The organism is Exiguobacterium sp. LL15 (assembly GCF_024436095.1).
In the GTDB taxonomy this organism is placed as follows: domain Bacteria; phylum Bacillota; class Bacilli; order Exiguobacteriales; family Exiguobacteriaceae; genus Exiguobacterium_A; species Exiguobacterium_A indicum.
Map to the genome: position 1 here is coordinate 276,503 of NZ_JANFNX010000001.1, position 13,734 is coordinate 290,236.

The following is a 13,734-nucleotide window of genomic DNA, read 5'->3' on the forward strand; positions in this document are numbered from 1 at the left end:
TCCTTTTTATTTAATCGTTTTATAGAGTGGTACGAGATGCGAATAGGTATTTCGAATCACATCTAACAACTCCTCGCGTGTCAATTCGCTCACTTGTTGTGCTGAAATGTGACGACCGACGAGGAATTCTGCTTTTTTGACATCATGGAAGCGTTCTAACCCTGAATGGATGTCGGTCTCGTGTACGGGAACAGCATCTTTTTTCATATGATCATATGAAATGACGAAGTCTTCAGGGAGTGTGGTTAGTAAATCCGTATGCTTTAGTAATTGTGAGGCATATTGTTGTTTGTTCGGCAACTCATAGATATAGGCGAGCCAAATGAACAGATGGTCATCAAACAGTCCGACTTGGAAGTGAGGATGCTTTTTATAGCCGCGTTTATCTGGTGAAAAAGCCATCCATGTATCCTGTGGCGGATTTACTTTGCGTCTAGCATGTTGTGCGATATGGACGTGCATGTCCTCTTCGATCGCGACGGTCAAGTCGGGCGTGATTTCTTGTCCGATATCGCGAAAAATCGGTTGGATGCGCTCGCGAATGGCATGCATTCGTGAATCAAGACCATCAATGTGAAACGTGTCAAAAGCATATTGAGTAAACGTATTTGTCATGAAAGATCACCTCTTTAATGAGTGTATCAAATGAAACGATTCAAGTTCGACATTTTGCTCAAAAAATTGAATAATAGAATTAACAATTTATTACAATTTTAAAAAATAGATTAAACAGGAAGGGGAAGTTCGAGTGCGCCGTTTTCAACAATATCTCCTTCGAAGCTGGGTCGTATTTTTCTTAATCGTGATTGGCATCGATCTTTTTGCGAAGTCTAAGGATTATAGCCTCAGCGTCGACTTGTTCACGTTTTTATTGATTGCCGCATTATCCACTATTTTTGTCGTCGATCCGGTTCGCCGACGACATATGAGCTTCACGTTTCATTTTGGTTTTGTATTGTTCACATTTTTAACGTATGGCATGCTTTCTGCTATTTGTGTAGGACAGGTCACCATGTTGATTTATCAATTACGTACGATTCATACACCAGTCGGAAGACGACGGATGCTACATAACTATCCGTTTAATGTGGCGCTAGAACTTTTCTTAATCGTACCAGCAGGTCTAGCTTATAATCTCTTAGGTGGGACGCATGGTGATGCCTTTCAATTAACTGACAACATCATCCCGTTGCTTGCGATGGTCGTTATTTTATGGATTGTCTTATTGCTGCAATACCAACTTTCACGATTTCTTTTGGGTGAAAATATTCCAAGTGATGTCATGTTTCAGCTGCTACGCTTCGAAGCAGTCGTCATCACGGCAGAACTACTCTATGGTATTTTCAGTACACTTGTCGTGCAAGGAAACGGGAATAGCGGGCTTGTAATGGCAGCGTTTGCACTTTTCATCATCAAGCGTTCTCTCGGTAGTTCGGTCCAAGCATCGGACCGAATTGAGCATTGGGAACAAATTGAACGTTTAAAAGAAGCGGCGTGGAAAGACGGTGACGCGCAATTTATCATCGAACGATACCTGCGACAACTCAATCAATTCGTCAAACCGGATATTGCATGGATTAAATTCGATTTCGAAGAGGGACAACAAAGTGTCTATTATTCCTTAAAGGATGGGCGTAAATTAAAGGCGGACCATGTAGAAGGGAAGGTCATAGAGGAAATCATTGAAAAAGAGGAAGTTTTACTCTATGGTATGCAACAGGAGTGGGATATTCGATTGTATGATTGTTTACCAGAGGAAATTCAATCCGTCTTATTCATACAGCCTGAAGCAACGGAGACGATCAATTGCTCACTCTTACTTGCCTCTGAAGCCAGTGGAGAGTTTACGAAAGACTTTGGGTACGAGTTGTATCGCGCGTTGCGTGTCCTGTCATGGGCTGTAGAGCGCGCACATGAACGAGAGCGATTGCTGATTGATAGCCGGACGGATGCGATGACGAAATTACCCAATTATCGTGCGTTACAAGAGTGGGGGGATCGTCGAATCAAACAACGCGATCTGTATCCTTTCTCCGCATTGATGATCGATCTCGATCACTTTAAGCAAATCAATGATACGTACGGTCATGAAATCGGCGATGTCGTCCTATTTGAAGTAGCTAAGTTGCTGATGCAAGCGACGCGAATCACGGATCTCGTGGCTCGGTATGGTGGGGAAGAATTCGTCATCTTGCTTCCGAATACGGATCTAGAGTCCGCCCGCATCGTGGCAGAACGAATTCGTGAGACGTTGCATGCTAATCCGATAGTAGTCGAGGGTCATACTCTTGAGATTACAGCGAGCATAGGGATAGATACGCTGAAGGAACTGGGCGATCTAGCCAGTTTGATCCGAAACGCGGACCGTGCGATGTATGTCGGTGCGAAGTTCCAAGGACGCGATCGTGTCGCAGCGTATCATGAATGGAAAGAGAAAGTCATTTGAATCACACCAAAAAAAGATGGCGGAAACGTCATCTTTTTTTTGATGAAAAAAAGCCTTTCCGTCTCGAAGATCGGAAAGGACTGAAGAATGGATGAGTTCATTGAGCTTGTTGTTTGTTGAGACGGATCTCATTTTCAATCGCATGAATCGCAGCCGACCAAGAGCCGTATCGGTGTAATAGAGCTTTCGTCGAGGGTTTATTGTTCCGTTTCGCCCATTCTCGATAGGCTTCAAATGAAAGAGAAAATCCGACTTCTTCGATGGCTTGACGAAGCGATGCAGCGAGCTCTGCTTTAGAATAGGTCACGCTGGCTTCAAGACCTGCTGCCGTACAGGCATCATGCCATGATCCGAACATCTTAACGATGTGATAGTGACTCGGCGCGTGGTGAACGGATTTTCGCCACATTTGATACTTTTTCAAGGTGATTGTCGATCCGACATCCTGCGCATAGCGATGAAACGATTTTAAAATCTCATCTTTTGTATACTTCGGCGCCCGCTCGAGTTCTTCGGGTTGCTGATCTACATTCCATTCGTAACCTGCTGCAGATAAAGCTTCAGGCCAAGACCCGAATTGACGAACGATATTCTCTGGCTGTGGCCAGTCATTGACGAGCGCATAACGACGGTAGACTGTACGCCTTGGACGATCCTGGATGAGTTCACCGACTGCGCGAATCGCTTCGATCATCTCGAGTTGTTCTTCCGTATAACTCTTTTGATTTGTAAGTACGCGTTGCTTCATGAGTGAGTCCTCCTTCCTAGTGAAGTAGAGTATTGAGGCAAAAGTCCTCTGTGGTAAATATATCGGTTCATTTCCATTAATTATGAATAATTTTAATGAATTATTGTAAATATAGTGAATCGGATTCTTTGATAGTATAAAACGAAGATATAAAAATGAAAACAGAATGACACGAAATTTTAATGCTATTCAGAAAAATAGGACAAATGACACAGGTGGAAAAAAAGACCAGACACGCTCGTCAGCGAATCTGGTCTTTTGGTGTAACTTATTTTCCTTCGATTGATGCCCATTTGTATGAAGTATCGGCACCTACTTTATGGTTGACGATTCCTTTGACATACGGCTTACGTAAGAAGGAAGCTCCGCGCTGATACATAACAGAGATCGCTTGATCGTCCTCAAGGAGAGTTTTCTCAGCGTCTTTCAGTGCCTGCCAACGTTTCTCAGCATCTACTTCTTTTTGAGCTGATTTGATGAGTGAATCATATTTATCGCTTGAGTACTTACCACGGTTGTATGGTCCACCTGTTACCCACATATCGAGGAACGTCATCGGATCCTGGTAGTCAGGTCCCCATCCTGCGAATGATAGTTCGAACTCACCTTTTGATTCTAGCTCAAGTTTGTTCTTGAACGGCTGTTGTTTGATCGTGACTTCAAGACCTGGAAGGTTTTTCTCCCACTCGCCTTTAAGGTATTCAGAGATTTTCTTCGAGTTATCATCATCGTATGAAAGAAGCTCGAGTTTGACTGATTTTTTACCGATATCTTTCAATCCTTTTTCGAACGATGCTTTTGCAGAAGAAGCATCGTATGAACCGAAGCCTTCGTTACCATCACGGAAGTCTTTACCGTCTGGACCTTTTGCGAATTCTTTCGGGACATAGTAATAAGCTGGGATTGAACCGTTGTTTAAGAGAACTTTTGCCATCTGCTCTTTATCGTACCCAGAGTCGATTGCTTTACGGATGTCTTTATTTTTCAAGAGTTCATTCTTGAAGTTCATTTGGATATAGTACATCGATGCATCAAGGCGTGTATCGAAGTCTTCGTTATCTTTGTACTGATCCACGAATTCGCTTGTCAGACCAACTTGGTCGATATCACCTTTTTCGTAAAGGTTAACTGCAGTCGATGTTTCCTTAACGACTTTGTAGTTGATCTCTTCGAGTTTAACGTTATCTTTATCCCAGTACTGATCGTTTTTCTTGTAGCTCCAACCGACTTCTGTTTTCCAGTCTGATAGGACGAATGGTCCGTTGTAAAGGAATGTATCTGGTTTCGTCGCGAAGTTTTTCCCTTGTTTTTCGACGAACTCTTGTTTCAGTGGCATGAATGAACCGAAACCAGTTAATGATTTGAAGTATTCAGCCGGTTGTGTCAGCTTAACTTCGAGCGTTTTGTCGTCAACAGCTTTGACTGCAACATCGTCAGCTTTTCCTTTTCCTGTGTTATACGCTTCTGCGCCATCGATGAGATACATGATATACGCATATTGCGAACCACTTTTCGGATCAAGAACACGTTTCCATGCATACTCGAAGTCTTTTGCTGTGACATCACTGCCATCCGACCATTTCGAATCACGAAGCTTGAACGTGTATGTAAGTCCATCTTCCGAAACATCAACACTTTCAGCAACACCAGGTGTAGCTTCTTGTTTGTCATCAAGACGGAATAGACCTTCTTGGACGTTGTTTAACACTGTGAAGGAAACAGAGTCTGTTGCGACGGTTGGGCTAAGTGCTGGAATATCTGAAGCACTCGTTAAATTTAAGATTTGTTTGTCTGAAGATTTCTCTCCAGATGTCGAACCGCTTTCTTTTTTACCTTCATCTGTCGTCGAACATGCCGCAAGACTTGATCCAGCGATTGTCAGTGCTCCAACGAGTGCAAGTGCCTTTTTCTTCTTCATAAAGTAAATCCCTCCCAAAAGAAATAGATATATCTGGTGAAACGATAAGAACCGATAGGATAGCGATCCGGTGTCCGACTAAAAATAAGAGGGGTCATCGCCTTTTATTCTTAAGCTGTGGAAAGCACCGGATCAACTTGTTATCAATAATAAATACAATATTCAGAAAAATCAATAGAATATTTTCAGATTATTTCAAAATCATTAAATTTGTGTGTAATACCAATGGTTTTTTTATTAAATTATTTTTTTTGAAGGATAAAATTAGGAGTTTTTAAAAGGGTTTAATACAAAAAGAACCAGTTGTATAAAACAACTGGTTCTTGAACTCATTTCTGCTCTTGGACGTACTGAAGTGCTTCTGCGACGTGATCTTTTACTTTCACACTGCGCCATTCCTTGACGATTTCACCAGACTCATCAATTAGGAAAGTTGAACGAACAATTCCAAAATATTCCTTAACGTAGTTCTTTTTCAGTTGCCAGACGCCATATTGCTCACACACTTCATGCTCGATATCTGATAACAATTGGAACGGTAATTCGTATTTTGCGATAAAGTTTTGATGCCGTTTCTGACTATCAGCAGAAACACCGAGAATGACGGTGTTATTTTCTTCGAACGCTTGCGTCGCATCACGGAAATCACATGCCTCGGTCGTACAACCAGGCGTTGAATCCTTCGGATAGAAATAGAGTACGACTTTTTTTCCGCGATAATCCTCGAGGGAAATCGGTTCTCCTTGTGCGTTCGGAAGGGTGAATGTTGGTGCTTGCATGAAAATTCCTCCTTATCCTAATTCCATGTTTAATTGATCCGCATATTTCTCAAGCTTCTTTTGAAGACTCTCTTTTAATGGATCGAGGGCAATCAAGTACTTCTCATAATCCGAACCGGCTTTCGCTGTCTTCATGAGGAGTGGCTGTTCTTCTTCATACCAGTCTGCGTAGTCTTGATAGTAATCAACGAGCGTTTCAGGATTTCCTTCGTTCTTGAGCGCCTCACCGTAAATCATCAGGATGTTACTGTTCATCTCAAGCGCCATATAATCGGTTTGCGCATTGACACGAGAGAAGACGGCATCCTGCTCTTTTTCATCGGTTTTTCCGATCTCATCAGCCGCCTTCGCATTGACACCATATTCATCAGCGTTAAATCCAGTGAACATATCGCCAAGCGTCGAGAAGACGGACGGATCGAATGTCGTCGGTGTCAGGACGATTTTCCACTCATCGTCTTTCTTCAATAACAGTTTCGATCCCCGGTTTGGGAGAATCGATCCTTTCGCATCCTTGAATTCGTGGATGATATAGGCGACGTCGCCCTTTTGGAACGACTTGACGACCTTACCGGGAACGACATTCAAGTTCTTCGCACCAACGGCAAGCGGTTCAAGTTGTTTTGCGTCAGCCGTATATTCAATCGATGCGAGATCCTTCGCATCTGCTCGTCCGGATTGACCGAGCGTTTTTTCGTATGTTTGATAGACGTCAAGAACGGCTTGTTCAGCCTTCTGTTGTTTCGTTTCCGTCGTCTTCGGGGATTTGGTATCTGTAGAAGACGGGGAATCGTTTCCGCAACCGACGAGTACGAGACTGGTCGCAAGCAGCACTACGAGCGATCGTTTCATTCGAATTCCTCCTAAGATGAATGTTTCATGGTGCTTCCATAGCTAATCTTGTCTCTACCATACAGGAAATTCGCTTTTTTGAGTAGGATATCGGTACACTAAATGAAAGGGGAGTGATAGATATGAAAATTCATATTACAGATGAGGCATTACAATACTTCAAAGATGAGATGGAAGCAAAATCAGGCGATACGATTCGCTTCTTCGCAAAATATGGTGGCTCAACGGATTTAACACAAGGTTTCTCGGTTGGTGTTCATATGGAAGAAGTCGAGCGGGCAGCGGTCGAAGAGGTCGTCGACGGCATCCACTTCGTCGTCTCGGATCAAGATGATTGGTTATTCCAAGGGCAAGACGTCAAAGTTTCAATTGAACACGAAGAGATCGTCTTTTCACAAGCGAAGGAATAAATAGAGACGAGGAGAGATCAATTTGGTCGCTCCTCTATTTTTTTGACTAGAATAATTGTAAGCGGACTCATGCTTCTGTACAATGGAGAATGTAAGCGATTTAAAGTAGAGACTAAAGGGGGAATAGAGATGATTCCGTACAAACACGAACCATTCACGGACTTCTCACAAGAAGCAAACAAGAAAGCGTTCGAAGAGGCACTTGCACTCGTCACGCAAGAACTCGGCAAAGATTATCCGCTCGTCATCGGTGGAAAACATGTGACGACGGAAGATAAAATCGTCTCCGTCAATCCGGCTAACAAAGAAGAGATCGTCGGACGTGTCTCGAAAGCGACACAGGAACATGCAGAAGAAGCGATGCAAGCAGCAGTCACAGCTTTCGAAACATGGAAATTCGTCAATCCTTCTGTACGTGCGGACGTCCTATTCAAAGCAGCGAACATCATCCGCAAGCGGAAGCATGAGTTCTCTGCCTACCTCGTTAAAGAAGCAGGGAAGCCTTGGAATGAAGCGGATGCTGATACAGCAGAAGCGATCGATTTCCTCGAATACTACGCACGTCAGATGCTCGTCTTAAAAGACGGTAAAAAAGTCGAGAGTCGTCCAGGCGAATACAACCGTTACGATTACATCCCACTCGGTGTTGGTGTCATCATCTCACCATGGAACTTCCCACTCGCGATCATGGCTGGAACAGCTGTCGCAGCAATCGTGGCAGGGAACCCGATCCTCTTGAAACCCGCATCGACGACACCGGTCGTCGCAGCGAAATTCGTCGAAGTAATGGAGCAGGCTGGTCTTCCAGCTGGTGTCTTGAACTTCGTACCAGGTTCAGGGGCAGAAGTTGGTGACTACCTCGTCGATCACCCGAAAACACGTTTCATCAGCTTCACGGGATCACGTGATGTCGGTCTTCGCATCAACGAGCGGGCATCGAAACTAAACGAAGGTCAAATCTGGCTCAAACGCGTCATCGCGGAAATGGGCGGAAAAGATACGATGGTCATCGATGAGTCGGCCGACCTCGATTACGCAGCGGACATGATCACGAAAGCGGCATTCGGATTCTCGGGTCAAAAATGTTCAGCTTGTTCACGTGTCGTCGCACTCGACTCTGTCTATGACGAGTTGCTCGAAAAAGTCGTCGCGAACACGAACAAACTCAGCATCGGTAACCCGACGGATGTCTCAAACAACGTCGGACCAGTCATCGACGCAGCAGCATTCAAGAAAATCACGTCGTACTTCGACGTCGCAAAAGAAGAAGGACGCATCGTCGCAGGTGGTACGGCAGATGATTCAACAGGATTCTTCGTCTCACCGACAGTCGTCGCGGACGTTCAACCAACGGATCGTTTGATGCAAGAAGAGATTTTTGGACCAGTCGTCGCGTTCACGAAAGCGAAAGATTTCAAAGAAGCAATCGACATCGCGAACAACACGGAATACGGATTGACAGGTGCTGTCATCACGCAAGACCGGACGAACCAAGAGTACGCGCGTGCGAACTTCCACGTCGGTAACCTCTACTTCAACCGTGGGTGCACAGGCGCAATCGTTGGCTACCAACCATTCGGTGGATTCAACATGTCTGGAACGGATTCGAAAGCGGGCGGACCAGATTACTTGACTTTACATCTTCAAGCAAAAACAACTTCAGAAATGTTCTGAAATGGTGTTTAATAGATGAAACGGGTGTGCGACCTGCATGCCCGTTTTTCTTATATCATGGAAAAAGGGGGAGCAAGGATGAACGGAATGTGGTTTGCGATTTTGTTGTATCTCGGACTGATGGTCGCACTTGGCGTCATTGCGTATTATCGGACGAAGAACATGAATGACTACATGCTTGGGGGACGTACGATTGGTCCAGTCGTCACGGCGCTCTCTGCTGGAGCAAGTGACATGAGTGGCTGGCTGTTGATGGGATTACCGGGTGCGATGTATGCAACTGGTCTGTCCAGTGGGTGGATCGTCGTTGGATTGTTACTTGGCGCATACGCCAACTGGTTACTCGTCGCGCCGCGTCTGCGTGCGTATACGGCACATGCAGGGGATGCGATCACGATTCCCGATTACTTCGAAAAACGATTCCACGATAAAAGTGGTGTCTTGCGTACTGTTTCAGCTGGAGTTATCTTAATATTCTTTATAATGTACGCATCAAGTGGCTTTGTCGCGGGTGGTCGTTTGTTCGAAGCAGTCTTTGGTCTCGAGTACACGACAGGTCTTTGGATTCTAGCGGGCGTCGTCATTGCATACGTCTTCCTCGGTGGTTTCCTTGCCGTCAGTTGGACAGACGTCGTCCAAGGGATGATCATGGTGATCGCGTTGCTGATCGTACCAGGCGTTGCCCTCGCTTTAAGCGGTGGGATCAACGAGACGCTCGAAACGATTCGGTCGACGGACGGTTCAAAGCTCGAGTTATTCAAAGGTACGACGGTCATTGGAATCGTCTCGCTACTCGCATGGGGACTCGGCTACTTTGGTCAGCCGCATATCATCGTTCGTTTCATGGCGATTCGGAACTTACACGAGATGAAGTCAGCACGTCGCGTCGGGATGATCTGGATGACGTTCTCAATCGTTGGAGCGATGGTGACAGGTTTGATCGGATATGCCTACTTCACGCAACAAAATAGTCCTTTAGGAGAACCAGAGAATGTCTTCATTCAATTATCACGCGATCTCTTCCCTGGTTTCATTACGGGACTGTTGCTTGCAGCCTTACTTGCTGCCATCATGTCGACGATCTCGACACAGCTACTCGTCTCTTCGAGTGCGGCAACGAATGATTTCTATCAACGTTTCTTCAAGCGTGATGCTTCGGATCGTGAATTGATGGTCATGGGGCGCGTGATGGTCCTTGTCGTCGCTGCTCTAGCGATTCTCTTATCGTTCGGTGCACAGAAGTCGATCTTGACTCTCGTTGGTTATGCGTGGGCTGGTTTCGGTGCCGCGTTCGGACCAGTCGTTCTGTTCAGCTTGCTTTGGCGCCGGATGAACAAGACAGGAGCACTTGCTTCGATGATTACGGGATCTGTCGTCGTCATCGCCTGGATTCTCATCAAACAAAATGTCGAAGGGTTGCCATTCTACATTTCTGAGATGTACGAGATGATTCCAGCCTTCTTCGCTTCGACTGTTGCGCTCGTCGTCGGTAGTCTCGTGACGAAGGAACCGAGTCAAGCGATCTATGATGAATTCGATCAAGTGCAAGCGCAGCTAAAAGGTGCGGAGCCTGAGCGGAAGATCGTCTAATTAACAAAAAGGGGTGTTTCCTGATTACAGGAGACATCCCTTTTTAATTCACTTCATACGTTGTTATTTACCATAAACATATTTGTTGCTCTTGTGCAAAATGAGCGTATAATGAAAACAAAAAGTGAGGTGAACGAGATGGCGACACAGCCACTTACACAAGATTTACCAAGAAAACGGACATATCTCGGACCGGCGTTCGTTGCTGCCGTCGCGTATCTCGATCCGGGAAACTTCGCGACGAACATGACGGCAGGCGCCCAGTACGGATATTTGTTGCTCTGGGTCATCGTTGCCTCGAACTTGATGGCGGTCGTCATTCAGTTCCTGTCAGCCAAGCTTGGAATCGTCAGCAATCTCAGTTTAGCGGAAGTAATCCGGGAGGAGTTATCGCCGGTCACGCGCTTCTTCTACTGGGTACAAGCGGAGCTCGTCGCGATGGCAACCGATCTCGCAGAGTTCGTCGGGGCCGCACTCGGATTTCATTTACTGTTTGCAATCGATTTACGGATGGCAGCATTATTGACGGCAGTCTTGTCGTTCGTCATCCTCGGCTTCGAGCAGAAGGGACTCCGGCATTTCGAAGCTGTCATCGCCGTACTCGTCTTAATCATCGCCGCTGCTTTTGCGATTGAAGTATTTGAAGTTCATCCGGTCTTTCGTGATCTATCGGCAGGATTGTTACCGGGATTTGAAGGTACGTCGAGCATCGTCCTCGCTGCCGGGATGCTCGGAGCGACCGTCATGCCGCATGCAATCTATCTCCATTCCGATTTAACGAAACGCCGGATGGGACACGTTGCGAATAAATTGTCGATGTTACGGATTCAGCGTTTCGACATTTGGGGAGCGATGTTGATTGCTGGAGCGGTCAACGGAGCGATGCTCGTCATCGCCGCCAGTGTGTTTTACGGCACGACGTATCAAGCGGGTTCGCTTGAAGCGATCTACGAGGGACTTCATGTCACGCTCGGTGGTAGCGCACCGTATCTGTTTGCGATTGCTTTACTTGTCTCGGGTCTCGCTTCTTCAAGCGTCGGGACGATGTCAGGGGACGCGATCATGCGCGGCTTTCTTCATCTTCAACTGCCACTGTTCGTTCGCCGGACCGTGACGATGTTGCCGGCAATTTTGTTGCTGTTCTCCGGTTTTGATCCGACACGAGCACTTGTCCTTAGTCAGGTCGCCTTATCGTTCGGGATTCCGTTCGCCTTGATTCCCTTGATTCGGGCGACAGCGAGTGAACAGTACATGGGGGAACATCGGAACAGTCGGTTCATGAACACGTTGGCCTGGATTATCGTCTCGATCGTCATCGTCTTCAATGTCTATCTGCTCTTCGATGTATTAGTATGAATATTCAGTATTTTTGTTTCGTCTGATTTAAAGCGGGTATTTCATAACTAGAAGCTTTCCGCCCGGAAGCTTTGCTACCCCTATAGGACGATGGTGCGGACCTCCCCCCGATGCACCATCGTCTTTTTTGTCTGGACGAAAAGTGCTATGATTAGAAATAGTGTAAAATATATCGCAAAAGTTCCGGAGGTGGAATGACATGGCAAAGATTAATGAGGAGCAAGTCCGCCACGTGGCGCATTTGGCACGCCTTGCCGTGACAGATGAAGAAGTAGCACAATTCACAGGACAACTCGAGAAGATTCTTGGGTTCGCTGAACAATTAAATGAACTCGATACGACAGGCGTCGAACCGACGACTCATGTCCTCGATTTAAAGAACGTCCTACGTAAGGACGAAGTACGTCCATCACTTCCTCGTACGGAAGTAGAACGACTCGCACCCGATTGGGAAGACGGACAAGTCCGCGTCCCAGCGGTGTTCGAATAAGGAGGAAATGACCCGATGTCACTTTTTGAACATGGTGTCAAAACACTACACACACTCATTCAGGATGGCGAAGTCAAAGTTTCTGAACTCGTCCAAGAATCCTTTGATCAAATCGACCGCGTCGATGGAAAAATCGGTGCGTTTCTTTCATTGAACGAAGAAGCATTCGAGCAAGCAAAACGAATGGATGATGTCGCGAAACACGAAGCGAATCCATTGTTTGGTCTTCCAATCGGTGTCAAGGATAACATCGTCACAAAAGGGATGACGACGACATGTGGTTCGAAATTCCTCGAGAACTTCGTACCAGCGCATGACGCGACGGTCGTCGAGCGTCTGCATGAAGCAGGGGCGGTCACAATCGGGAAATTGAACATGGATGAGTTCGCGATGGGTTCTTCAAACGAGAACTCAGCGTACAAACCGGTTCGCAATCCATGGAATACGAAACACGTTCCAGGTGGTTCTTCAGGTGGTTCAGCAGCAGCTGTCGCAGCAGGCGAAGTCTTGTTCAGCCTTGGTTCGGATACAGGTGGTTCGATTCGTCAACCGGCTGCCTATTGTGGTGTCGTCGGGTTGAAACCGACATACGGTCTCGTCTCACGCTTCGGTCTTGTGGCGTTCGCGTCGTCGCTTGACCAAATCGGTCCGTTGACACGAACAGTCGAAGACAACGCGTATCTCTTGAGCGCGATCGCAGGACACTGTGAGATGGATTCGACGTCTGCGAATGTCGCCGCAACAGATTACACACAAGCGTTGACAGGTGATATCAAAGGGTTGAAGATCGCTGTTCCGAAAGAATACTTCGGTGAGGGTGTCAGTGAAGGTGTCAAAGCTAACATCCGTGAAGCAATCCAAAAACTCGAAGCACTCGGTGCGACGGTCGATGAGGTATCACTCCCGAACTCGAAATATGCGCTTGCGACGTACTACTTACTCGCTTCATCAGAAGCATCATCGAACCTCGCGCGCTTTGACGGTATTCGTTATGGAGTCCGTGCGGAAGCGGACGCACTTGAAGATGTCTTCAAGTATTCTCGCTCACAAGGATTCGGAGACGAAGTCAAACGCCGGATCATGCTCGGAACGTATGCGCTCAGCTCAGGTTACTACGATGCCTACTATAAAAAAGCACAACAAGCTCGAACGTTGATCAAAAAGGACTTCGACGATGTCCTCGCGAACTATGACGTCATCATCGGACCAACAGCGCCGACACCAGCATTCGAACTCGGTGCACAGCTCGATGATCCCGTCACGATGTATGCGAATGACATTTTGACGATTCCAATCAACTTAGCAGGTGTTCCAGCCATCTCGGTTCCAGCTGGATTCGTCGACGGTCTTCCGGTCGGCTTACAAATCATTGGAAAACATTTCGATGAGGCGACAATCTATCGTGCTGCGCATGCGTTTGAGCTTGCGACAGGTGGATTCGCGCTTCCGAAGTTATAAGGAGCGAATGTAT

At 46.4% G+C, this 13,734-nt stretch carries 12 protein-coding genes; 7 read left to right on the top strand and 5 right to left on the bottom strand.

What is annotated here, in order from left to right; all coding sequences use genetic code 11:
• Positions 1-6 precede the first annotated feature (6 nt).
• Positions 7-615 (bottom strand): YktB family protein, encoded by a 609-nt coding sequence (locus NOM72_RS01285; RefSeq protein WP_023469346.1) that lies wholly within the window; start codon positions 613-615, stop codon positions 7-9.
• A 133-nt stretch (positions 616-748) separates the two neighbouring features.
• Between NOM72_RS01285 and NOM72_RS16160 the strand changes: the two genes are divergently transcribed.
• Positions 749-2,446 (top strand): GGDEF domain-containing protein, encoded by a 1,698-nt coding sequence (locus NOM72_RS16160; protein WP_055969073.1) that lies wholly within the window; start codon positions 749-751, stop codon positions 2,444-2,446.
• A gap of 97 nt (positions 2,447-2,543) precedes the next feature.
• On the opposite strand, the gene NOM72_RS01295 is transcribed toward NOM72_RS16160, so the two are convergent.
• The 4 genes from NOM72_RS01295 to NOM72_RS01310 all read right to left on the bottom strand — a co-directional run bounded on the left by NOM72_RS01295 (position 2,544) and on the right by NOM72_RS01310 (position 6,743).
• Positions 2,544-3,194 carry a homing endonuclease associated repeat-containing protein gene (locus tag NOM72_RS01295; RefSeq protein ID WP_023469344.1) on the bottom strand — a complete coding sequence of 217 codons (651 nt, stop codon included), beginning with the start codon at positions 3,192-3,194 and terminating at the stop codon, positions 2,544-2,546.
• Between the two features lie 268 nt (positions 3,195-3,462).
• Positions 3,463-5,112, bottom strand: a complete 1,650-nt coding sequence (locus NOM72_RS01300; RefSeq protein WP_023469343.1) for a peptide ABC transporter substrate-binding protein — start codon at positions 5,110-5,112, stop codon at positions 3,463-3,465.
• A 329-nt stretch (positions 5,113-5,441) separates the two neighbouring features.
• Positions 5,442-5,891 (bottom strand): thioredoxin-dependent thiol peroxidase, encoded by a 450-nt coding sequence (bcp, locus tag NOM72_RS01305; protein WP_255997447.1) that lies wholly within the window; start codon positions 5,889-5,891, stop codon positions 5,442-5,444.
• 12 nt (positions 5,892-5,903) lie between these two features.
• Positions 5,904-6,743: a hypothetical protein gene (locus NOM72_RS01310; RefSeq protein WP_023469341.1), complete on the bottom strand. Its 840-nt coding sequence runs from the start codon at positions 6,741-6,743 to the stop codon at positions 5,904-5,906.
• 122 nt (positions 6,744-6,865) lie between these two features.
• Here NOM72_RS01310 and NOM72_RS01315 point away from each other — a divergent pair, with 122 nt between their 5' ends.
• The 6 genes from NOM72_RS01315 to gatA all read left to right on the top strand — a co-directional run bounded on the left by NOM72_RS01315 (position 6,866) and on the right by gatA (position 13,721).
• Positions 6,866-7,153 (top strand): HesB/YadR/YfhF family protein, encoded by a 288-nt coding sequence (locus NOM72_RS01315; RefSeq protein WP_023469340.1) that lies wholly within the window; start codon positions 6,866-6,868, stop codon positions 7,151-7,153.
• A 129-nt stretch (positions 7,154-7,282) separates the two neighbouring features.
• Positions 7,283-8,827, top strand: coding sequence for an L-glutamate gamma-semialdehyde dehydrogenase (pruA, locus tag NOM72_RS01320; RefSeq protein ID WP_029342578.1), 1,545 nt, complete (start codon positions 7,283-7,285; stop codon positions 8,825-8,827).
• A gap of 78 nt (positions 8,828-8,905) precedes the next feature.
• A complete protein-coding gene (gene putP, locus NOM72_RS01325) occupies positions 8,906-10,417 on the top strand; it encodes a sodium/proline symporter PutP (protein ID WP_023469338.1) in 1,512 nt (503 codons plus the stop codon).
• A gap of 111 nt (positions 10,418-10,528) precedes the next feature.
• On the top strand, positions 10,529-11,773 hold the full coding sequence (locus NOM72_RS01330) for an Nramp family divalent metal transporter (protein ID WP_074668410.1): 1,245 nt from the start codon (positions 10,529-10,531) through the stop codon (positions 11,771-11,773).
• A gap of 199 nt (positions 11,774-11,972) precedes the next feature.
• Positions 11,973-12,263 carry an Asp-tRNA(Asn)/Glu-tRNA(Gln) amidotransferase subunit GatC gene (gene gatC, locus NOM72_RS01335; protein WP_023469336.1) on the top strand — a complete coding sequence of 97 codons (291 nt, stop codon included), beginning with the start codon at positions 11,973-11,975 and terminating at the stop codon, positions 12,261-12,263.
• Between the two features lie 15 nt (positions 12,264-12,278).
• A complete protein-coding gene (gene gatA, locus NOM72_RS01340; protein WP_023469335.1) occupies positions 12,279-13,721 on the top strand; it encodes an Asp-tRNA(Asn)/Glu-tRNA(Gln) amidotransferase subunit GatA in 1,443 nt (480 codons plus the stop codon).
• Positions 13,722-13,734 lie beyond the last annotated feature (13 nt).

What these genes read in the sequence shown, in the direction of transcription:
- bcp (WP_255997447.1), bottom strand. Translation starts at nt 5,891, where the DNA reads ATGCAAGCACCAACATTCACCCTTCCGAACGCACAAGGAGAACCGATT.
- NOM72_RS01310 (WP_023469341.1), bottom strand. Translation starts at nt 6,743, where the DNA reads ATGAAACGATCGCTCGTAGTGCTGCTTGCGACCAGTCTCGTACTCGTC.
- putP (WP_023469338.1), top strand. Translation starts at nt 8,906, where the DNA reads ATGAACGGAATGTGGTTTGCGATTTTGTTGTATCTCGGACTGATGGTC.
- NOM72_RS01315 (WP_023469340.1), top strand. Translation starts at nt 6,866, where the DNA reads ATGAAAATTCATATTACAGATGAGGCATTACAATACTTCAAAGATGAG.
- NOM72_RS01295 (WP_023469344.1), bottom strand. Translation starts at nt 3,194, where the DNA reads ATGAAGCAACGCGTACTTACAAATCAAAAGAGTTATACGGAAGAACAA.
- gatA (WP_023469335.1), top strand. Translation starts at nt 12,279, where the DNA reads ATGTCACTTTTTGAACATGGTGTCAAAACACTACACACACTCATTCAG.
- NOM72_RS01285 (WP_023469346.1), bottom strand. Translation starts at nt 615, where the DNA reads ATGACAAATACGTTTACTCAATATGCTTTTGACACGTTTCACATTGAT.
- pruA (WP_029342578.1), top strand. Translation starts at nt 7,283, where the DNA reads ATGATTCCGTACAAACACGAACCATTCACGGACTTCTCACAAGAAGCA.
- NOM72_RS01330 (WP_074668410.1), top strand. Translation starts at nt 10,529, where the DNA reads ATGAAAACAAAAAGTGAGGTGAACGAGATGGCGACACAGCCACTTACA.
- NOM72_RS01300 (WP_023469343.1), bottom strand. Translation starts at nt 5,112, where the DNA reads ATGAAGAAGAAAAAGGCACTTGCACTCGTTGGAGCACTGACAATCGCT.
- gatC (WP_023469336.1), top strand. Translation starts at nt 11,973, where the DNA reads ATGGCAAAGATTAATGAGGAGCAAGTCCGCCACGTGGCGCATTTGGCA.